Annotated in this window: 18 protein-coding genes; 8 read left to right on the top strand and 10 right to left on the bottom strand. The window is 70.5% G+C overall.

What is annotated here, in order from left to right:
* Positions 1-5: 5 nt before the first annotated feature.
* Together hrpA and O7632_RS21510 are read right to left on the bottom strand one after the other, a co-directional pair.
* Positions 6-3980, bottom strand: a complete 3975-nt coding sequence (hrpA, locus tag O7632_RS21515; RefSeq protein ID WP_278116740.1) for an ATP-dependent RNA helicase HrpA — start codon at positions 3978-3980, stop codon at positions 6-8.
* 67 nt (positions 3981-4047) lie between these two features.
* Positions 4048-5232 (bottom strand): phosphotransferase, encoded by a 1185-nt coding sequence (locus O7632_RS21510; RefSeq protein ID WP_278116739.1) that lies wholly within the window; start codon positions 5230-5232, stop codon positions 4048-4050.
* A 206-nt stretch (positions 5233-5438) separates the two neighbouring features.
* On the opposite strand from O7632_RS21510, the gene O7632_RS21505 reads away from it, so the two are divergent.
* The gene (locus O7632_RS21505) at positions 5439-5600 is read left to right on the top strand and encodes a hypothetical protein (protein WP_278116738.1); all 162 of its coding nucleotides are present in this window, start codon (positions 5439-5441) and stop codon (positions 5598-5600) included.
* Here O7632_RS21505 and O7632_RS21500 read toward each other — a convergent pair.
* Both O7632_RS21500 and O7632_RS21495 read right to left on the bottom strand, forming a co-directional pair.
* Positions 5589-6416, bottom strand: coding sequence for an RNA pseudouridine synthase (locus tag O7632_RS21500; protein ID WP_278116737.1), 828 nt, complete (start codon positions 6414-6416; stop codon positions 5589-5591). The two genes, O7632_RS21505 and O7632_RS21500, sit on opposite strands and share 12 nt — an antisense overlap.
* A gap of 84 nt (positions 6417-6500) precedes the next feature.
* Positions 6501-7121 (bottom strand): hypothetical protein, encoded by a 621-nt coding sequence (locus O7632_RS21495; RefSeq protein ID WP_278120272.1) that lies wholly within the window; start codon positions 7119-7121, stop codon positions 6501-6503.
* 267 nt (positions 7122-7388) lie between these two features.
* Between O7632_RS21495 and O7632_RS21490 the strand changes: the two genes are divergently transcribed.
* A complete protein-coding gene (locus O7632_RS21490; RefSeq protein ID WP_278116736.1) occupies positions 7389-8222 on the top strand; it encodes an alpha/beta hydrolase in 834 nt (277 codons plus the stop codon).
* Positions 8215-8769: a TetR/AcrR family transcriptional regulator gene (locus O7632_RS21485; RefSeq protein WP_278116735.1), complete on the top strand. Its 555-nt coding sequence runs from the start codon at positions 8215-8217 to the stop codon at positions 8767-8769. The genes O7632_RS21490 and O7632_RS21485 overlap by 8 nt, the downstream gene beginning before the upstream one ends.
* 282 nt (positions 8770-9051) lie before the next feature.
* On the opposite strand, the gene O7632_RS21480 is transcribed toward O7632_RS21485, so the two are convergent.
* Together O7632_RS21480 and O7632_RS21475 are read right to left on the bottom strand one after the other, a co-directional pair.
* A complete protein-coding gene (locus O7632_RS21480) occupies positions 9052-9264 on the bottom strand; it encodes a DUF397 domain-containing protein (RefSeq protein ID WP_278116734.1) in 213 nt (70 codons plus the stop codon).
* Complete coding sequence (locus O7632_RS21475) at positions 9255-10094, bottom strand: helix-turn-helix transcriptional regulator (RefSeq protein ID WP_278116733.1); 840 nt, start codon at positions 10092-10094, stop codon at positions 9255-9257. The genes O7632_RS21480 and O7632_RS21475 overlap by 10 nt, the downstream gene beginning before the upstream one ends.
* 317 nt (positions 10095-10411) lie before the next feature.
* On the opposite strand from O7632_RS21475, the gene O7632_RS21470 reads away from it, so the two are divergent.
* Positions 10412-10672 carry a hypothetical protein gene (locus O7632_RS21470; RefSeq protein ID WP_278116732.1) on the top strand — a complete coding sequence of 87 codons (261 nt, stop codon included), beginning with the start codon at positions 10412-10414 and terminating at the stop codon, positions 10670-10672.
* Between the two features lie 38 nt (positions 10673-10710).
* Here O7632_RS21470 and O7632_RS21465 read toward each other — a convergent pair whose 3' ends face one another.
* Together O7632_RS21465 and trmB are read right to left on the bottom strand one after the other, a co-directional pair.
* The gene (locus O7632_RS21465; RefSeq protein WP_278116731.1) at positions 10711-13227 is read right to left on the bottom strand and encodes a DEAD/DEAH box helicase; all 2517 of its coding nucleotides are present in this window, start codon (positions 13225-13227) and stop codon (positions 10711-10713) included.
* 128 nt (positions 13228-13355) lie between these two features.
* Positions 13356-14021, bottom strand: coding sequence for a tRNA (guanosine(46)-N7)-methyltransferase TrmB (gene trmB, locus O7632_RS21460; protein ID WP_278116730.1), 666 nt, complete (start codon positions 14019-14021; stop codon positions 13356-13358).
* Positions 14022-14183: 162 nt separating this feature from the next.
* On the opposite strand from trmB, the gene O7632_RS21455 reads away from it, so the two are divergent.
* The 3 genes from O7632_RS21455 to gndA all read left to right on the top strand — a co-directional run bounded on the left by O7632_RS21455 (position 14184) and on the right by gndA (position 16885).
* Complete coding sequence (locus O7632_RS21455; RefSeq protein ID WP_278116729.1) at positions 14184-14681, top strand: hypothetical protein; 498 nt, start codon at positions 14184-14186, stop codon at positions 14679-14681.
* Positions 14682-14718: 37 nt separating this feature from the next.
* Positions 14719-15336, top strand: coding sequence for a class F sortase (locus O7632_RS21450; RefSeq protein WP_278116728.1), 618 nt, complete (start codon positions 14719-14721; stop codon positions 15334-15336).
* Between the two features lie 115 nt (positions 15337-15451).
* Positions 15452-16885: an NADP-dependent phosphogluconate dehydrogenase gene (gene gndA, locus O7632_RS21445; RefSeq protein WP_278116727.1), complete on the top strand. Its 1434-nt coding sequence runs from the start codon at positions 15452-15454 to the stop codon at positions 16883-16885.
* A gap of 159 nt (positions 16886-17044) precedes the next feature.
* Here the strand turns inward: gndA and O7632_RS21440 are convergent, their stop codons facing one another.
* Entirely contained in the window at positions 17045-17812 is a 768-nt protein-coding gene (locus tag O7632_RS21440; protein ID WP_278116726.1) for an exodeoxyribonuclease III, read from the bottom strand.
* Positions 17813-17960: 148 nt separating this feature from the next.
* Complete coding sequence (locus tag O7632_RS21435; RefSeq protein ID WP_278116725.1) at positions 17961-18890, bottom strand: PAC2 family protein; 930 nt, start codon at positions 18888-18890, stop codon at positions 17961-17963.
* A gap of 450 nt (positions 18891-19340) precedes the next feature.
* Here O7632_RS21435 and O7632_RS21430 point away from each other — a divergent pair, with 450 nt between their 5' ends.
* Positions 19341-20357, top strand: a complete 1017-nt coding sequence (locus tag O7632_RS21430; RefSeq protein WP_278116724.1) for a hypothetical protein — start codon at positions 19341-19343, stop codon at positions 20355-20357.
* Positions 20358-20375: the final 18 nt, after the last annotated feature.

Below are 20375 nucleotides of genomic sequence, written 5' to 3'. Positions count from 1 at the left end.
ACGGCTCAGTCCGCCGTCTCCGCCTCGTCCATCATCCGGTAGATCCGCTGCTCGGACACCGGGTACGGGGTGCCGAGCGCCTGGGCGAACACGTTGACCCGCAGCTCCTCGATCATCCACCGGATCTGCCGGGCCGACTCGGTATGGCGCCGGGCCGGCGGCAGCCCGTCGAGCAGCTGTTGATACTCCCGGCGTACCGCGTCGATCCTGGCCTGCTGGTCACGGTCCCGGCGCGGATTCTGCCCCAGCTTGTCGAGCCGGCGTTCGATAGCGGTCAGGTAGCGCGGCAGGTCGCCCAGCCGGGCGTACCCGGTGGCCGTCACGAACCCCGGATAGACCAGGGCGGCGAGCTGGTCGCGGATGTCGGTCAGCGCCGCCACCAGGGCCAGATCGGTGGTACGGCCCAGCCGCTGCTGCACCGTGTGCGCCCCCGCCAGCACCTGACGTACCCGGTCGACCACCTCGACGGTGGTGTCGACCAGCCCGGCCCGGACCCGCTCGCGCAGCGCCGCGAAACCGTCGGCGTCCCAGACCGGCCCGCCGGCGTCGACCATCAGCTTGTCGACGGCCGCGCCGGCGCAGTCCTCCAACAGCTCCACCACGCTGCGGTACGGGTTGCGGCTCAACGCCAACTTGTCCTGGTTGGACAGCCGGCCGGAGACGAACTTCGCCGGCGACGGCAGGCCGAGCAGCAGCAACCGGCGGGTACCGGCCCACATCGCACGGTCCCGCACGGCGGCGGTGTCGAAGACCCGTACCGCCACCGAGGTGCCCTCGTCGACCAGCCCCGGGTACGCGGTCACCCGGTAGCCGACCCGGTCCTGCTCGACGCTGCGGTCCAGGGTGCCGATGCTCCAGTCGCGCAGCCCCCGGCGTTCCACGTCCGGCGCGGCGGCGGCCACCACCTCACGGACCTCGGTGGTCAGCTGTCGGCGTAGCGCGGCGAGATCCTTGCCCTCGGCGACCGGTTTACCGTCGGCGTCCACCACCCGGAACGTCACCCGCAGATGCGCCGGCAGCTTGGTCAGGTCCCAGGCGTCGTGTGGGACCAGCACCCCGGTCATCCGGCGCAGCTGCCGAGCCAGCGCGGCTAGCATCGGCTCTGCGCCGGGGGTGATGGCGGCCAACGCCGCGCGGGCGAAATCCGGCACCGGTACGAAGTTGCGGCGCACCTGTTTCGGCAGCGACCGGATCAACGCCACCACCAGCTCCTCGCGCAACCCGGGCACGTGCCAGTCGAAGCTGTCCTCGGAGACCTGGTTCAGCATCGCCAACGGCACGTCGACGCTGACCCCGTCGACGGCCGAGCCGGGCTCGAACCGGTACGTCAGCGGCAGCGCCATCCCGTCCGAGTGCCACTCGTCGGGGTAGTCGGCCGGGTCGATGCGGCCCTTGCCCTGGTTGACCAGCATGTTCCGGTCGAAGGTGAGCAGGTCGGGCCGGTCCCGGCGGGCCTTCTTCCACCAGGAGTCGAAGTGCCGGCCGGAGACCACGTCGGCGGGCAGCCGCTGGTCGTAGAACTCGTACAAGGTCTCGTCGTCGACCACGATGTCCCGGCGGCGGACCCGTTCCTCCAGCTCGCCGACCTCGTCGAGCAACGCCCGGTTGTCGTGGAAGAACCGGTGCGGGGTGTGCCAGTCACCCTCGACGAGGGCGTGCCGGATGAACAGCTCCCGGCTCAGCACCGGGTCGACCCGGCCGAAGGTGACCTTGCGGCCGGCGACCAGCGGTACGCCGTACAGGGTGACCTTCTCGTAGGCCATCACCGCCGCCTGCTTCTTCTCCCAGTGCGGCTCGCTGTACGAGCGTTTCACCAGGTGCCCGGCGAGCGCCTCGACCCACTCCGGTTCGATCCTGGCGACCGTGCGCGCCCACAGCCGGGACGTCTCGACCAGCTCGGCCGCCATCACCCAGCGGGGTGGTTTGCGGGCCAGCGCCGAACCGGGGAAAATGGCGAACTTGGCCCCTCGGGCACCCAGGTATTCCGGCTTGGCCGGGTCCTTCACCCCGACATGCGACAGCAGACCGGCCAGCAACGACTGGTGTACGGCGGTCGGCGCGGCCGGCTCACCGCCCCGGTCGACCGGCACGTTCATCCCGCGCAGCACCTGCCGGATCTGACTGTTGATGTCCTGCCACTCGCGGACCCGCAGATAGTTGAGGAACTCGGCCCGGCACATCCGCCGGAACGCGCTGCCGGAGCGTTCCCGCTGCTGCTCGCGCAGGTAGCGCCACAGGTTGAGCAACGCGACGAAGTCCGACTCCGGATCGGCGAACCGGGCGTGCGCCTGATCGGCCTGGGGTTTCTGCTCCGCCGGCCGCTCCCGAGGGTCCTGGATGGACAATGCCGCGGCGATCACCGCGACCTCGTCGACGCAGCCGTTGCCCTCGGCCGCGAGGACCATCCGGCCGAGCCGGGGATCCACCGGCAGCTGCGCCAGCCGCCGGCCGACGGCCGTCAACCGGGGCGGCAGACCCGGCGCGGGCGGTTCGATCGCGCCCAGTTCGTGCAGCAGCGCGACGCCGTCGGTGATCTGCCGGCGGTCCGGCGGCTCCACGAACGGGAACGCGGCGATGTCGCCCAACCCGATCGCGGTCATCTGCAGGATCACCGAGGCCAGGTTGGTCCGCAGGATCTCCGGATCGGTGAACTCCGGTCTCGACTCGAAGTCGGCCTCGTCGTACAGCCGGATGCAGATCCCGTCCGAGGTACGCCCGCAGCGGCCCTTGCGTTGGTTGGCCGACGCCTGCGACACCGGCTCGATCGGCAGCCGCTGCACCTTCAACCGGTTGCTGTAGCGGGAGATCCGCGCCGTGCCCGGGTCGATGACGTATGTGATACCTGGCACGGTCAGCGACGTCTCGGCGACGTTGGTCGCCAGCACCACCCGCCGGCCCGGATGCGGCTGGAAGATGCGGTGCTGCTCGGCGGCGGACAACCGGGCGTACAGCGGCAGGATCTCGGTGTCGCGCAGCCGGGGCCGGTTGGCGACCAGCTTGCCGAGCGCGTCGGCGGCGTCGCGGATCTCCCGTTCGCCGCTGAGGAAAACCAGGATGTCACCGGGGCCTTCGGCGGCGAGCTCCTCGACCGCTTCGCCGATCCCGTCGACCTGGTCGAGCGTCACGGTGGTCGGGGTGGCGTCGGGGTCGTTGGGGTCGGCGGCCTCCCGCAGCAGCGGCCGGTAACGGACCTCCACCGGATAGGTACGCCCGGACACCTCGACCACCGGCACCGGTGGCCGGCCCGGCTCGGAGAAGTGGTCGGCGAAGCGCTGCGGGTCGATCGTCGCCGACGTGATGACCACTTTCAGGTCGGGGCGGCGGGGCAGCAGCTGCTTGAGGTAGCCGAGGATGAAGTCGATGTTCAGGCTGCGCTCGTGCGCCTCGTCGATGATCAACGTGTCGTACTGGCGCAGCATCTTGTCGTGCTGCAACTCGGCCAGCAGGATCCCGTCGGTCATCAGCTTCACCAGGGTCTGGCCGCCGACCTGGTCGGTGAACCGGACCTTGTAGCCGACCACGTCGCCGAGGGTGGTGCCGAGTTCGTCGGCGATCCGGTCGGCGACCGTACGGGCGGCCAGCCGGCGCGGCTGGGTGTGCCCGATCAGCCCGCGCACGCCACGACCCAGCTCCAGACAGATCTTCGGGATCTGGGTGGTCTTGCCCGAGCCGGTCTCCCCGGCCACGATCACCACCTGGTGGTCGCGGATCGCCGCCGCGATGTCGTCGGCGCGTTCGCTGACCGGCAGCCCGGCCGGGTAGCTGACCTGCGGCACCGCGTCCCGCCGCCGCTGCACCGCCTGCTGCGCCGACGCGACCGCGCCGGCGATCTCGTCGAGCGTCGACTGGCGGGCCTGCGGATCCCGGACCTTGCGCACCCCGTCGAGGCGCCGGTGCAACCGCCGCTCGTCACGAAGAGTCAACTCGGGGAGGAGTTTCAGGAGTTCAGAGGCGGAGCGCGCAGGGGAGGGCGGGTTCATGACGGTGACCACGATACCCGCCGCACCCCGCCCGGTCGCCTGGGTTTCTGCCCTGCCTGCCCCTGGATCAGGTCACCGCGTCGAGCAGGCGCTCCAGAGTGGTCCGGGTCGGCAGCTGCGTCAGCAGGTGGCGGACACTGCGGTCGGCGTACCGCCGCTCGTCGGTCGTCCCGGCCGCCAACGCCGCCTCGATCTGCTCGGACGCGTAGTTGCCCAGACCGGTCGCCGCACCCCGGAAGTCGGCCAGGCACAGCGTCGGCACACCACCGGCCCGCCGACGGTAGCCGTCGACCAGCGCCCGCGCGCCGACGGTGTCGACGGTGTCGACGGTGTCGACCCGACCGTGCGGGGCTACCGCCCAGTCCAGCAGCGCGTTCGCCACCTCCCAGGCCGGCGGCTGGCCACCGGCGTGCTCCCAGCCGACGACGACGAGGCGACCGTCGGGGGCGAGTCGGGCTTGCGCCGGGCCGAGCGTGTTGTGGGTCAGCACCGCCCCCGGCACCGGCACGTCGCGGCCGATCGCGGCCAGGTCCTCCAGGGCCGGCACCGCCGCCGCCAACTGCCCGGCCCAGGGCACCTGCCGGGCGGTCGCGGTGGCCGCCAGCCCGGCCCAACTGGCCGGGCCGAGCCGCTTGGCGTGCCACGGGCTGACCCGGTCGACCGGCAACGCCAGGCCGTGCAGCGTGGCGAGCACGTCGCCGACCGCACCGGCGACCGCCGCGCTCACCGGGGCCGCGAGCGGCGGCCCGGCCGGCAGGTGCTGGTACGCCCGCCACCGGTGTCCACCGATCGACTCGACGACCTCGCCGTCGCGGCCGCGTATCGGGCCCGGCAACAGCACACCGGCTGCGGCGGCGGCCTGCTGCAGGGCGAAGTCGGTGTCGGCGTCGACGATCGGCAGCCAGGTGTCCATCGTACGGACGGTGAACCGTCCCCGGTCGGTGGTGATCGACCAGCGGCGGCCGATGGCGTCCGGACGAGCCAGCGAGCGCATCGGGCCGGCGACGGTGCCGAGGCCGAACCGGTCGGCGATCACCTGGGCGAGGGCCGGGTCGGTGGTGTCGGCCCGCCCGTGCATCCGGTCGACCTCGGCTTTGAGTTCTGGCCAGGTACGGAAGCCGTACTGGCCGGCCAGCGTCGCCTGCGCGTCGGCCAGCGTCGCGGTCGGATCGACGTCACGCAGCCCGGCCAGTAGTTCCTTGGCCTGCTGCCGCAGGTGGCGCAGGTGTGCGTTGTCGGGGAGCGTCTTCACGGGAACCTCGCTCTGCGACCCGGACTCGCACGGGCGGATTCAGAGCTGCGGTGTCTGTCGCTCACACCAGACAATTGGGGTGGCTTTGAGCCTTCCGGCGAGTCTCGGCGCGATCCCCGGCGCGCTGTCGATCATTGTAGCGTCGACGCCATGGCCTTTTCCCGGCCGTCCGCCTCACCGGCTGCTTTCCCGAGGCTCACGGGTTCGTGCTGCTCGACCCCGCACGCCTCGACCAGCACCTCGGTGCCGACTGCGCGGGCCGCGACCTGCTGGAGCTGTTCACCACCACCGATGCCTGTGACGCGGTCGTTCGGACAGGTATCGCGATCCCGCTGATGGGTGTGGACGCCGGGTACTCAGTCGCGTGACACCCGCTGGTACGCCCGGTCCAGCTCGGCATCATCGGGTGCGCCGCTGGGCAGCGGCTGCCAGAAGTCGGCGTCGGGGGTGGCCGTCACGTCGACCCGTTTGCCGTCGGTGGTGTCGAAGCCGAGCCGCCAGGCGTGCAGGTGTGTCCGCAACCCATTGTCGGCGGCCGTCCGGTCGAACAGCGGGTCACCGACGATCGGGTGCCCGATCCAGGCCAGGTGCACCCGGATCTGGTGGCGTCGACCGGTGAGCGGCGCGACGGCGAGCAGCCGGTGCGTGGCGTCGGCTGCCGGCGTACCGGATCCGGTGGTGACCCGGTCGGAGCCGGCGGCGACGTCGGTCAGCCGGCTCTGCGACGGATAGGTCTTCACGTGGTCGAACTCGGCCCCGACGGGGAGCGACCAGCGGGCGGTGGCGGCGTCGAAGCCGATGTCGGCGCGGTTGCCGGCGACCCGGACCCGGTTCTTGCGGCCGACGCTCAGCGGCAGGTCGACGAGGCCGACCTCGGGCAGCGGCGCGGCGTCGGCGGCGGCCGACGCCACGGCCAGATACACCTTTTCCACGGTACGGCGGTTGAACTGCCGGGTCAGGTCACCGTGGTGGCGTAGGTCTTTGGCGAACAGGACCGCCCCGGAGGTGTTCTTGTCGATGCGGTGCACCGGGAAGACCGGCTCGCCGGCTTCCTCGGCGAGGCGGGCCAGGTCGGTGCCGTGCCGTTCGCCCATCACCGACACGCCGGAGGGTTTGTTCAGCACCAGGGCGGTGTCGTCCTCGAACAGGACGGCACCGGCGCGAAGTTCGGTCCACAGGTTCACCGGTGCCCGAGGATACGCCGCACGTGGCGGCGTACCCTCGGCGCACCCGTGATCGCATAAAGGGGCGATGGTTGCCTGGACGGGTCAGGCGGTGGTGGACCAGATCGCGGTGAAGGCGGCGGCTTCGCCGGCCAGCCAGCGCTCCACCTGGTCGGGGCGGGAGGTGACGTCCGGGCGTCGGAACGTGGTGCCGCGCCGCAGATCGACGAGCACGGGTTCGGCGTGCGGCAGCACTTGGTCCATGTGCCGGGCCATCAGGTGCAGGGTCGCGGTGTACGCGTCGGGGTTCGGTGGCTGGTCGTCGAAGTGGATCCGGACCGCTTCGGCGTGCCCGTCGGCGTACCGCAGGCCGAAGTGCGGGTTGATCTTGACGGGGAGGTTGCCGACCATGCCGAGCGCGTCGTGGGTCTGCGCCAGCTCCACCTGGCTCAGGTCACCCAGCGACTCCAGGTAGCGCTGGGCGCCTGGAACAAGGGTCGCGTACAGCGGCTGCCAGCGCTGGGCGACCTGCCCGCCGACGGCGGCCAGGTGGCTGCCGCCGGTGCGGAACCGGATGTCGGCCTTGAGCGCCTTGACCAGTTGCCCGTGCGGGTTGAACCCGGAGCGGCTGGCCCGCTGCCGACGCAGCCCGCCGACGAAGGTGGCCTTCGCCGGCCCGGACTGCCCGACATAACGGGTGAAACCGAGCAGGGTCGCGTACGGCACCGGGGTGGGGTTGGTCGGTGTGGCGGTCGGGCTCGAAGCGGTGGCAGGAGGGGGTGCGATCACGGCGTTCCTTCCCAGGTCAGGAGCCGGATTAGTACACCCATTCTAATCGAGAAGTGACGCTGTGCCCAGTCTTTGATCACGCTGCGCGCGTTCGGTTGGGCGGGGGAGGGCTGGCGTGTGCTCCTGTCGGCTGGGGTGGGTTGACGGCGATGGCTAACGGTGTTAGCTTTCAGGCTACATAAGTTAGCTAAACGGGAGGCTGTGATGACCGCGTACCTGTCCGTCGACGGCGGGCGCATCGCCTACGAGGTGACCGGCGACGGCCCCCTCGTGGTTCTCGCACCCGGCATGGGCGAGAGCCGCTCCGCGTACCGGTTCGTCGTCCCGCAGCTGGTCGCGGCCGGCTACCGGGTCGCCGCCACCGACCTGCGGGGTACCGGTGAGTCCAGCGTCGGCTGGCCGTCGTACTCCCGTACCGACATCGCCGGCGATCTGGTCGCGCTGATCCGGCACCTGGGTGGTCCGGCCGTCCTGGCCGGGCACTCGATCTCCGGCGGGGCGGCCACGATCGCAGCGGCCACCGCGCCCGAACTGATCACCGCCGTGGTCGAGCTCGCACCGTTCACTCGGAAACAGTCGATCAGCCTCGGTGACCTGCGGGTCAAGCGGTACCGGCAGGGCATGACCCGGCTGCTGGGCGCGGGCATGTTCGGCAGCGTCCGGCAGTGGCTCGGCTACCTGGACGTCGCCTTCCCCGGGCAACGGCCGGCCGACTGGGCCGAGCAGCTGGCCCGGACCGAGGCCCGCCTGCGTGAGCCCGGCCGGATGACGGTGCTGCGGAAGATGGGCCAGTCCAGCCCGGCCGACGCCGGTGCGCAGCTCGGCAACGTCCGCCGCCCCGTACTGGTCGTCGAAGGAACGCTCGATCCCGACTGGGCCGACCCGCGAGCCGAAGGCGAGGCGATCGTCGCGGCGCTGCCCGAAGGCCTGGGTACGCTGGCGATGATCGACGGTGCCGGACACTATCCGCACACCCAGTATCCCGATCAGCTGATGGCGCTCATGCTTCCGTTCGTCGCCGAGGCCGTTCGTGCCTAGAGCCGGCCTCGACCGGGTCACGGTGATCGCCACCGGTGCGATGGTCGCCGACGAGCAGGGCTTTGCCGCGCTGACCATGGCCGTGGTCGCCCAGCGGCTCGGGGTGCGCACCCCGTCGCTGTACAAACACGTCGACAGTCTCGCCGAGCTGCAGCAGGGCATCGCGGCGCTGGCGATGACCGAGCTGGATGACGCGCTGCGCGACGCCCTGCAGGGCGTCGCCGGGCGCGACGCGCTGACCGCTGCGGCGCGGGTGATCCGCTCCTACGTGACCGAACACCCCGGCCGGTACGCGGCCACCGTGGGCGCGGCGCGCGACGCCGATTTCGGGGCGTCCAGCGCACGGGCGCTGGAGTCGCTCTCGGCGGTGCTGCGCGGCTACCCGGTCGCCCCGGCCGAGCGGATTCACGCGCTGCGTACGCTGCGCAGCGCCCTGCACGGCTTCGCCACCCTCGAGCAGTCGAAGGGCTTCCAGTTGACGGCGGACATCGACGAGAGCTTCGAGTGGATGGTCGACTTCCTCGACCGTGGCCTACGCCGCGACTGACGGCGACTGACGGCGTCGTCGCCACCGACGATGCGGCGGTGTCGCCTTCCGTACGTTCTGCTGATCATCGCACTGGGCCCGACCAGCGGACGCTCTGGCCGCCGAGGCGGCCGTCCCGACCGCTGCCCGCGACGACCACGAGGTACGGGTCGTCGGGCGGGCCCAGTGCGATGATCGACATGCTCGACCACGTGTTACCGGGCGGCTACACGTGTTACCGGATGGCTAGCGGTGGGCCGGCCGGTTGTCCGTCACGTGATCCTCGAACTGGTCACGGTGCTGCTAACGACCGGTTGTCCGGTTGACCGTCCGGTCCGTTGTCGCCAGGTCGAGGAACGCCGACCAGGCGGTGGGCGCGAAGGTCAGGGTGCCGCCATCGCGGTCCTTGGTGTCGCGGACCAGCACTCGTTCGGGCAGGTTTCCGGCGACCTCTATACAGGACGAGCTGTCGCTATAGCTGCTCTTGTGCCAAAGTGGAGCAATATTCAGATCCATGTCTCAGCCGTCCTCATGATCATGTCCAGGCTTTGGTGGCCGGGTAGAGCGTAGTCCCGGATACCTTCCCAGATGCGTTCAAGGTCGGCCGTGTCGTCCGGACTCTCCACCACGCGGCCCTGCAGGTGTCCTTCCAGATAGCCGACAGAACGTCCATCCACCGTCGCGATGACGAACGGACCATCGAGCCCGGGATGTGCGGCCGCGTCGGCCGGCACCACCTGCACACTGATGTGTGGACGTTCGCCTGCCGCCGCCACCGCCTTCAGCTGCTCTCGCATCACCTCGGGCTCGGCGACCCTGCGCAGCAACGCGCTTTCGTCGAGCACGGCGACGAGCCGACAGGGCTGCGGACGGTTCAGCACCTCTTGGCGACCGAGCCGGGTGGTCAGCGCCGTCTCCAACTCGTCCCCGTGCAGCCCGTGTGCGGCCAGCACCGCTCGCGCGTACGCGGCCGTTTGCAGCAACCCGGGGACTATCAGCGGTTGGTAGATCCGGATCATGGTTGCCCGGCTCTCGTGCTCAATGAATGGGCGGTACCACACCGGAGCCCGCTCGCCGACGACGAATTCGCGATAGAAATTCACGAACGCCGTTCCGAATGCCTTGTCGACCGCTCCCAGGTAGTCCGGAAGCGCCGGTCGGTCGCCACGTTCTATCGACCCGACATGCGACGTCGAGAAGTGGACTCGGTCTCCCCATGCCTCCTGCGTGAGCCCGAGCATCTCCCGAAGCCTACGCAGTTCTCCTACCAGATACTCGCTGCCGCTCACAATACCTTCACATCCCTCACAACGCCGCAGTTGAGCACCCGATCTTGGTGTGGTCATTCACCAACTACGCCGGGTCGCCGCCCATCTTCCACTTGCCGTGGCCGACAGTCCAGGGTGGAAGGGGACAGGTTGCTGACTCGTGTTCGATTCGAGGGGGATGAATGCTTCGCAACGACGGAATCGGTGGTACACCACGCATGGCCCGCTACACATCTGCCGCTGCCCGACGCCGGCCCGATGCGCGGCCCCAGTCCGACGCCCCGTCCCGGCCCGACCTCGACCACGGCGCACCGAACCGAACACCGCGACCCCGATGGTCCCCCGGCGAGGCCGGAATCGAGCGCGCCTTTCGGCTCCGCTGGCCCGCCGCCGGCGTGACACTGATCGGCGCGATCCGCCGTACCGCCTCCGGGGACGTCGTCGTCAACCGGGCGCGTGACATCGCCACGACCCACCTGCCGAATCGATTCGGCGAATGCCGTGCGTGCGGTGCGAGAGCACTGTGCGACCCATTCACCAAGGCGCTAGCGGTCCTGGACCGCTGGGATCCGGGCAAGGCACACCGGGTCCGGGCGGTGCTCCGCTACGCCGGCCTCTGGCCGGACGAGCGGCTCACCGACGACGATCGGCGCTGACGCCGATCAAGAGCCGATCTCGGTCGAACCCGCGCCGATCACATCTGACCGACGTCGGTGATCCGCACGACCGCCGCTCCGGCTTCGTCCGACGCCGCCAGGTCGACCTCGGCGCTGATGCCCCAGTCGTGATCGTCGGCCGGATCCGCCAGAATCTGCCGGACCAGCCACCGCTCCCGCTCCTGCGTGATCATCAGCAGTGCCGGGCCACGGGCGTCCGGCCCGGTGCCGATCTGGTCGTGCTCGGCGAAGTAGTCGTCCAGCGCGTCCGCCCAGGCGTCGGCGTCCCATCCGGACCCGGCGTCCAACTCGCCCAGTTCGTCGAAGCGGCGCAACGCCGCCAGCTCCACCCGCCGGAACATCGCGTTGCGCACCAGCACCCGGAACGCCCGCAGGTTGCCGGTGACCGCCGGTGGTCGGTCGTCGGCCACCACCGGCGCCTCCGGGTCGGTCGGGTTACGCAGCCGCTCCCATTCGTCGATCAGGCTGGAGTCGACCTGGCGGACCAGCTCACCCAGCCACTCGATGAGGTCGATCAGCTCCTCGGTCTTGGCGTCGTCGGGCACCGTCTGACGCAGCGCCCGGTACGCGTCTGCCAGGTACCGCAACACCAGACCCTCTGAGCGGGACAGCCCGTAGAAGCTGACGTACTCGGTGAAGGTCATCGCCCGCTCGTACATGTCGCGGACGACCGCCTTCGGCGCCACCTCGTGGTCGGCCACCCACGGATGGCCCCGCCGGTACGTCTCGTACGCCATCTCCAGCAGCTCGGCCAGCGGCTTCGGATGGGTCACCTGGTCGAGTAGTTCGAGCCGGGCCTCGTACTCGATGCCGTCGGCCTTCATCTGCGCCACCGCCTCGCCGCGCGCCTTGTGCTGCTGCGCGGAGAGGATCTGCCGGGGATCGTCCAACGTCGCCTCGATGATCGACAACACGTCCAGGGCGTACGTCGGGGACTCGACGTCGAGCAGCTCGAAGGAGGCCAGCGCGAACGGCGACAACGGCTGGTTGAGTGCGAAGTCCAACTGCAGGTCGACGGTGAGCCGGACCCGTCGGCCCTCGGCGTCCGGCTCCGGCAGCTGCTCGACCACGCCGCCGGCGCGCAGCGCCCGGTAGATCGCGATCGCCCGGCGGATGTGCCGGCGCTGCGCCGCCCGGTCCTCGTGGTTGTCGGTCAGCAGGTGACGCATGGCCGCGAAGGCGTCACCCGGGCGGCTGATCACGTTGAGCAGCATCGCGTGGCTGACCTGGAAGCTGGAGGTCAGCGGCTCCGGCTCGGCATCGACCAGCCGCTCGAAGGTCGGCTTGCCCCAGCCGATCGACCCCTCCGGTGGCTTCTTGCGCACCACCTTACGGCGCTTCTTCGGGTCGTCACCAGCCTTGGCCAGTGCCTTCTCGTTGTCGATGACGTGCTCCGGGGCCTGCGTCACGACGGTGCCCAGGGTGTCGAATCCGGCCCGGCCGGCGCGGCCGGCGATCTGGTGGAACTCCCGTGCCTTGAGCAGCCGGGTACGAACTCCGTCGTACTTGGACAGCCCGGTGAACAGCACCGTGCGGATCGGTACGTTGATCCCCACACCGAGGGTGTCCGTACCGCAGATGACCTTCAACAGTCCCGCCTGGGCGAGGGTCTCGACGAGCCGCCGGTACTTGGGGAGCATGCCGGCGTGGTGCACCCCGATGCCGTGGCGGACCAGCCGGGACAGGGTGCGCCCGAATCCGGAGGTGAACCGGAAGTTGCCGATCGCCGTGGCGATCGCGTCCTTCTCCGCCCGGGTGCAGACGTTGATGCTCATCAGCGCCTGGGCGCGTTCCAGGGCCGCCGCCTGGGTGAAGTGGACCACGTACACCGGGGCCTGATGGGTGCTGAGCAGCTCCTCGAGGGTCTCGTGCAGCGGGGTCATCGCGTACGAGTAGATCAGCGGCACCGGCCGCTGCGCGGAGGCGACCACGGCGGTGGCCCGCCCGGTACGCCGGGTCAGGTCGTCGACGAACCGGCTGACGTCGCCCAACGTGGCCGACATCAGCACGAACTGGGCCTGCGGCAGCTCGATCAGCGGCACCTGCCAGGCCCAGCCCCGGTCCGGCTCGGCGTAGAAGTGGAACTCGTCCATCACCACCTGGCCGACGTCGGCGTCGGCGCCGTCGCGCAACGCCAGGTTGGCCAGGATCTCGGCGGTACAGCAGATGATCGGCGCGTCGGCGTTGACGCTGGCGTCGCCGGTGAGCATGCCGACGTTGGCCGGACCGAAGACCTCACAGAGCGCGAAGAACTTCTCCGACACCAGCGCCTTGATCGGCGCGGTGTAGAAGGTGACCCGGTCGTCGGCCAAGGCCGCGAAGTGCGCGCCGGTGGCGACCAGACTCTTGCCTGATCCGGTCGGGGTGTTCAGGATGACGTTCGCCCCGGAGACGATCTCGATGAGCGCCTCGTCCTGGTGTGGGTACAGCTCCAGACCCCGGCCGGCGGCCCACTCGGCGAACCTCTCGTAGACGGCGTCCGGGTCGGCGTCGCGCGGTAGCAGGTCGGTCAGGGTCGGGGCGGTCTGCGTCATAGTCGTTCCATCGTGCCCGTCGCGGCCCGCACCGAGCAACGCGGGGCCCGGCACCGAGCCCGGCGGGGCGGCGTTCGGAAGGCAGGCCGCGTCGCGTCAGCGGCGTTCGGAAGGCAGGCCGCGTCGCGTCAGCGGCGTTCGAAAATCAGGTCGTACGCGGGGCGGCCGGCCCGCGTCCCACGCCGTTCGAACTTGGTCTCCGGCCGGTACGCCGGGCGGGGCGCGTATCCGTCGTGCCGGTTGAACAGCTCCGGGTCGGCGGTCAGCGTCGCCAGCATCACCTCGGCGTACGGGGCCCAGTCGGTGGCGCAGTGCAGCCGCCCGCCGCGACGCAGCCGGGAGCGCAGCAGCGCCACGTTGGTGGGTTGGATCAGTCGCCGCTTGTGGTGGCGGGACTTGGGCCACGGATCCGGGAAGTAGGCGTGTACGGCGTCCAGGCTCTGCTCCGGCAGGCACCGTCGGGCCAGGTCGAGCGCGTCGCCGTCGGCCACCCGTACGTTGGTCAGCTCCCGCTGCTCGATCAGCGCCAGCAGGTGGGCGATGCCGGGGGTGTGCACCTCGACGGCGAGGTAGTCGCGGTCGGGGTCGGCACCGGCCATCGCCGCCGTGGCGTCGCCCATCCCGAAGCCGATCTCCAGCACCACCGGCGCGGTCCGGCCGAACACCGCCGGCAGGTCCAGCGGCGTCGGCAGGTCGGCGACCACCAGCCCGTACGTGTGGTGCAGGCGGTCCAGCGCGTCGTGGTGTCGGCCACTGAGCCGGCCACGGCGGGGATGATAGGTCCGGATCGTCACGGTCGCCGATTCTGCGGTCTGCGGGGTTCGGGCGGTTGTTCGGCTCGCGGCCCGAAGCCTACCTGCGGATCGCCCGAAAGCCGACACCGAGGGTGTCCGGGGTGTCATCCAGGGCAGCGGAGTGAGAGGATCCCGGCAGCGTCACGGAGAGGATGGTGCCCGATGTCCGTACGCCGTTCGCTGGCCGCCGTCGGGGCGGGCCTGACCGTCGCGGTCGCCGGTGTCCTGGTGGGGGCGGCACCGGTCCACGCGGCCGACGTGTTCGTCGAGCTCAATCCGAGCACCGTCGAATCCGGCTATCTGGTGGGGATCCGGGCCAGCTGCACCGAGAACACCGCGGCAGCCACCGTGGAATCGGAGGCGTTCGGCACGGTCGAGGCACAGCCGCAGTACGACTTCCTGACCGCCGCCGTCACCGTGCCGGAAGGTACCGAGGCCGGCAGCTACCGGGTCCGGCTGACCTGCTCCGACGACCGGTCCGCGACAACGACTCTCTACGTACTGGATCCCAACCGGCCGAGTCGTGGCCCGGCCACCGGGTTCGGCGGCACCGCCGGCGATCGTGACTCCGGTGCCGTGCTGACCGGCATGGGTGTGGCGGCCCTGGCCGCCGGCGGCGTACTCGGCCTGATCACTCTGCGGCGGCGTCGGCAGGCCTGACCCCGCCGCCGGACGGCGGGGCGAAGGGAGTGGGGACGTGGCGAAGGGTGGTCGCCGGAGCTGGACCGGGTCGGTCGCGTTGCTGCTGGGGCTGTTCGGAGTGTTCGCGATCGCGTTCGGCGGCGACGGCGGTTGGCGCGAGATCCTGGCCGGTGGCAACAATCCGCCACCCCGCGAGTTCCCGGTCCTGGAACCCAGCCGGCCGATCCGGATCGCGATCCCGTCGTTGGACGTCCGCGCCCCGGTGCACTCGGTCGGGCTGGCCGACGACGGGTCGATCGCCGTGCCGCCGCTGTACCGGCACAACCAGGCCGGCTGGTACGAGCGGGGGCCGACGCCCGGCCAGTTCGGACCGGCGATCATCGTCGGTCACGCCGACACCCGTGACGGACCGTCGGTCTTCCACGACCTGCCCGACATCGAACCGGGCGCGCTGGTCGAGGTGACCCGACGCGACCGGGCGGTCGCGGTCTTCGAGGTCAACTCGGTGGAGCACTTCGGCAAGGACGAGTTGCCGATCGAGCGGGTGTACGGCGACTACGCGCGGCCCGGGTTGCGCCTGATCACCTGCGGCGGTCGATGGCTGGGCGACGGCATCGGGTACGCCGACAACATCGTGGTCTTCGCCTCGCTGGTCGAGGTCCGTGACGCCTGACGGCGACCGGTCCGGTGAACTGTTCCGACGTCGCCGCCGTACCCCTGCCCCGGAGTGTCCCGCCATCCGGAAGGCGGAAAGATGTTCACCACATCAGCAGCACCGAGGAGGAGTCATGAGCCAGACGGCGCAGATCGGCGTCACCGGTCTGGGTGTGATGGGCCGTAACCTGGCCCGTAACCTGGCACGGCACGGGCACGCGGTGGCGGTGCACAACCGGTCCGTCGGGCGGACCAAGGAGATGATGGCCGAGTTCGGCCACGAGGGGACGTTCCTGCCGGCCGAGAGCCCGCAGGAATTCGTCGCCTCGCTGGAACGGCCGCGCCGCGTGGTGATCATGGTCAACGCCGGTGCGGCGACCGACGCGGTGATCAACGAGTTCGCGCCCCTGCTGGAGCCGGACGACATGATCATCGACGGCGGCAACGCGCACTTCCTCGACACCCGGCGCCGCGAGGCGGCGCTGCGCGAGCGGGGGCTGCACTTCGTCGGCACCGGCGTCTCCGGCGGTGAGGAAGGTGCCCTGCACGGACCGAGCATCATGCCGGGCGGCTCCGCCGAGTCGTACGCCGCGCTCGGCCCGCTGCTGGAGGACATCTCGGCCAAGGTCGACGGTGCCCCCTGCTGCGTACGGGTCGGCCCGGACGGTGCGGGTCACTTCGTCAAGATGGTGCACAACGGCATCGAGTACGCCGACATGCAGCTCATCGGTGAGGCGTACGACCTGCTCCGCCGGGCGGGCGGGCTCACCCCGGCGCAGATCGCCGATGTCTTCCGTGGCTGGAACGACGGCCGCCTGTCCTCGTACCTGATCGAGATCACCGCCGAGGTGCTCGGTCACACCGACGTCCCCACCGGCAAGCCGTTCGTGGACGTGGTGCTCGACCAGGCCGGGCAGAAGGGCACCGGCCGGTGGACCGTACAGGGCGCGCTCGACCTCGGGGTGCCGGTCAGCGGGATCTCCGAGGCGGTGTTCGCCCGGGCGCTGTCCGGACACGCCGACATCCGGGCCGCCGCCGCGAGCCTGCCCGGACCGGTGGACAACTGGGCCGGTTCGGCGGACGAGCTGATCGCCGACGTCGAGCAGGCGCTCTACGCGTCCAAGATCGTGGCGTACGCCCAGGGCTTCCACCAGATCCAGGCCGGCAGCGTCGAGTACGACTGGAACATCGACCTCGGCGCGGTGGCCCGTATCTGGCGTGGCGGATGCATCATCCGGGCGGCGTTCCTGGACAAGATCCGGGCCGCCTACGACGCCGCGCCGCAGCTACCGACCCTGCTCACCGACGGCTACTTCGCCGAGGCCCTCGCCGGTGCCCAGCAGGGCTGGCGCCGAGTGGTGGCCACGGCCGCCCAGATCGGCGTTCCGGCACCCGGGTTCGCCTCGGCGTTGGCCTACTACGACGGGCTGCGCGCACCCCGGCTGCCGGCCGCGTTGATCCAGGGCCAGCGGGACTTCTTCGGGGCGCACACCTACCGCCGGGTCGACGCCGAGGGCAGCTTCCACGTGCTTTGGGCCGGTGACCGCAGCGAGGTCGCGTCCCGCTGACGGCCCCGCGGGTGAGGAATCGTCGTGGCCGGCCGGTCGACGAGCCGGCCACGACGACCCCCGCTGGTGGCGGCCCCGGGCGGCGTCGTCACGGCCGGCCGCTGTGCCTGCCACCAGCTCCGGGCGTCCCCTGACGCTCGCTGCTCCGGGTGTTCGGGCTCAGTCCAGGTCGACGACGATCGGGGCGTGGTCCGACGGCGAGGGTCCCTTGCGGGCGTCGCGGTCGACGTAGGCCGCTCGAACGCGGCGGTTGACGGCGGCGGAGGCCAGGACCAGATCGATGCGCATCCCCATGTTCTTCGGGAACATGCCGGCCCGATAGTCCCAATAGGTGTACGGGTGCGGCCCCTTCATCGGCTGCGGTACGACGTCGACAAGTCCGATTTCGGTCAACCGGGCCAGAGCTGCCCGCTCCGGCCCGGTGACGTGGGTGGATCCGGCGAACACGGCGGGGTCCCAGACGTCGTCGTCGGTGGGCGCCACGTTGAAGTCGCCGCAGACCACGAGTTCCGGCCCGGGTTCGGCTGCCAGCGCCTCCCGTAGCCCGGCCAGCCAGGCCAGCTTGTACGCGTAGTGCGCCGAGTCCGGCGTACGGCCGTTGGGCACGTAGACCGACCAGACCCGGATCCCGGCGCAGTCGGCGGCGATCGCCCGGGCTTCGGGCAGCGGGAACCCGGGTTCGTCGGGGAACCCGGTCGCGACATCGGCCAACCCGACCCGGGACAACACCGCGACCCCGTTCCACCGTCCGTCGCCGTGTGCCGCCGTCAGGTAGCCCAGCTCGGCGACCTCGGCGGTGGGGAAGGCACCAGCGGCGCACTTGGTTTCCTGCAGACAGACGACGTCCGGCGAGGTGTCCGCCAGCCAGCCCAGCAGCCGGGGGAGCCGGGCCTTGACCGAGTTGACGTTCCAGGTGGCTATCCGCACCGGCCCAGCCTGCCACAACGCCCGGTCGAGGCGGCCGACCACGCGGGGCCTGACACGCCTGCTGGGCCGGGCCCTGCGGCCGGCCTGCTCAGCTGAGCAGCTCAGCTGAGTCCGCCTCGGGACTCAGCTGAGCGGCGGGGCCTTGGGCTCAGCCGGGTCCGCCGCCGAGGTCTCCCGGACGGCTCTGTTCGGCGAGGAACCGCTCCAGCTCGGCGCCGAGCTCGTCGGCGGTCGGTAACGGTCCGGCGGACTCAGCGAGCAGGTTGGTGCTGCTCGTCCGTCCCCTGGTGAAGGTGTCGTACTGCTCCTCCAACGCGCGGACCAGGGAGGCTGCCTCCTCGGTCTGTGCCACCTGCCGGTCGATGTCCTCGCGGACCGCTTCGGCCGCGGTGTGCAGCTGCTCGGTGGGCAGGAGCAGACCGGTGGTGCGGGAGACCGAGTTGAGCAGTAGTTCGGCCGCTGCAGGATATTCCGCCTGCGCCACGTAGTGCGGTACGTGGACCGCGAATCCGACAGCGTCCTGACCTTGCTGGCCGAGCCGGTATTCGAGCAGGTGCCCGGCGCTGCCGGGAACCTGGACCCGTTGCAGCCACGGCTCGTATCCGTTGATCAGCTCGCGGCGGCTGGCGTGGGCGGTCAACCCGGTCGGTCGGGTGTGCGGCACCGCCATCGGTATCGCGTTGAGGCCGACGGTCGTCGTGACGTTCAGTCGACGGCTGACGGCGATCGCGGCGGCGGTGAACCGTTCCCACTGCAGGTCCGGCTCGGGTCCGCCGAGCAGCAGAAACGGTGTACCGGCGTCGTCGCGCACCAGATGTATCTCGAGCCGGGGCTCGTCGTAGTGCTCCCAGTGGTCCTCGACGAAGAGCATCACCGGACGGCGGGACCGGTAGTCCAGCAGCTGATCGATGTCAAATGTGGCGACCACCTCGTGCTCGAGGGTCGCGAGCAGGTGTTCGCGGGCAAGCCGGGTCGCATTGCCGGCGTCGACGAATCCGGTCATTGCCTGGATCAGCACCGGCTGGCCGAGCTCGGGCAACTCATCGACGACGTCGTAGAGTTCGTGTGGGTCGAGCACCGGACGCAACCTCCTCAGAACGGTACGGCGGGACGGCATCCCTGTTGCCGCAACGTTAGTGCCATCCCGGTGCATTCCAGGTTCCGGACACGGATCCGAGACGACTCAGCTGTGACTACTAATAGTTAATTTATCGTTACTCTTCGTCAGGGTGGTCGGCGGATGTGGTGGGGTGGGCGCTGGCCGGGTGGCCGATCGTGGCTCGGAAGTTCGGGGAGCTGGTCCGTCGAACGGTGGATTCGGTCCCGTCGGCGATGTGGTGGAAGCTGCTCACTCGATAAATGCCGTCTTAAACAGCCAAAAGCGGTATTACCGACATCGGAATTTTCGGAGGTATTGTCGGCCGGGTGATCGCGTGAGGCGCGTTGACTGGTTAGTCAGGATGGAAATGTGTCCTCGATCACAAAATCACTCTAGGTAATCGAGGGTGATGCTGCCTAGCCTCGTCGAATGCCTGATGACCACACCACAAGGAACGACGAGAACACCCTGAGTCGCGATAGCCGTTCGGACGATGCCCAGTCCGGCGTCCAGACCACGGGTGCGACCCAGCTCATCGCCGGGTGGCTTCGGCTTGGGGACCGGTTGCTTCCGTCGCCGTACCCGACTCCGGTCCGGCGCGCCCTCGTCGCGGCCGGCGCCACCCTGCGTCACCGCCCGGGAGCCCGCCGCGCTGTCGCGGCGGTGGTGATCGGCGCCCTCGGCGTCGTCGCTGCGGTCGAGTCGACGGCCGATCCGCAGACCCGTACCGACAGCGGAACCGTCGTCGCGGAGTCCGACCTGCTCCGGCGGGCCGAAGCGCTCGACGGCGCGTCCCGGTCCGAGCGGACCGACAGTGGTGCCGCCACCGCCACGCAGCCGTCGGCCGGCACCACCGATGGCGCGACCGCCGCCGATCCGGACCTGGCCGCTGCCGAGCCGAGCGGTGAGCCACAGCCCGCCGAGCCATCCGCCGAGCCATCCGCCGAGCCGTCCGCCGACGCGGCGGCCGAGTCGCCGGCCGCCGAACCCGCCCCGACCAGCGTGACGCCGGTCGCCGGACTCTCCCAGATCCAGATGGACAACGCGACCGCGATCGTCGACGCCGGCCTCGACCTGCAGATGCCACGCCGGGCCCTGGTGATCGCCGTCGCCACCGCCATGCAGGAGAGCACGCTGCTCAACCGGGCCAGCGAGGTACTGCCGGAATCGAAGAACTATCCGCACCAGGGCACCGGCTGGGACCATGACTCGGTCGGCCTGTTCCAGCAGCGGACCAGCACCGGCTGGGGCGCCGTCGCCGACCTGATGGACCCGAAGTACGCGGCCACCCAGTTCTACCTCGCACTGCAACGGGTCGCCGGCTGGCAACTGCTGCGGCTCACCGAAGCCGCTCAGGCGGTGCAGGTGTCGGCCTTCCCGGAGCACTACGCCAAGCACGAGGCGCCGGCGGAGGCCGTCGTCACCGCGATCCTCGCCACTCGCTGACCGGATCGATCAACAGCG

Origin of the sequence: Solwaraspora sp. WMMD406 (assembly GCF_029626025.1) — a bacterium.
Taxonomy (GTDB): domain Bacteria; phylum Actinomycetota; class Actinomycetes; order Mycobacteriales; family Micromonosporaceae; genus Micromonospora_E.
Note: the sequence above shows the minus strand (reverse complement) of the source record. Positions and strands in the feature narration are given on the sequence as shown.

Coding starts and splice junctions, on each gene's coding strand:
- hrpA (WP_278116740.1), bottom strand. CDS start 3,980: ATGAACCCGCCCTCCCCTGCGCGCTCCGCCTCTGAACTCCTGAAACTC.
- O7632_RS21490 (WP_278116736.1), top strand. CDS start 7,389: ATGACCGCGTACCTGTCCGTCGACGGCGGGCGCATCGCCTACGAGGTG.
- O7632_RS21480 (WP_278116734.1), bottom strand. CDS start 9,264: ATGGATCTGAATATTGCTCCACTTTGGCACAAGAGCAGCTATAGCGAC.
- O7632_RS21475 (WP_278116733.1), bottom strand. CDS start 10,094: ATGACCACACCAAGATCGGGTGCTCAACTGCGGCGTTGTGAGGGATGT.
- O7632_RS21465 (WP_278116731.1), bottom strand. CDS start 13,227: ATGACGCAGACCGCCCCGACCCTGACCGACCTGCTACCGCGCGACGCC.
- O7632_RS21455 (WP_278116729.1), top strand. CDS start 14,184: ATGTCCGTACGCCGTTCGCTGGCCGCCGTCGGGGCGGGCCTGACCGTC.
- gndA (WP_278116727.1), top strand. CDS start 15,452: ATGAGCCAGACGGCGCAGATCGGCGTCACCGGTCTGGGTGTGATGGGC.
- O7632_RS21430 (WP_278116724.1), top strand. CDS start 19,341: ATGCCTGATGACCACACCACAAGGAACGACGAGAACACCCTGAGTCGC.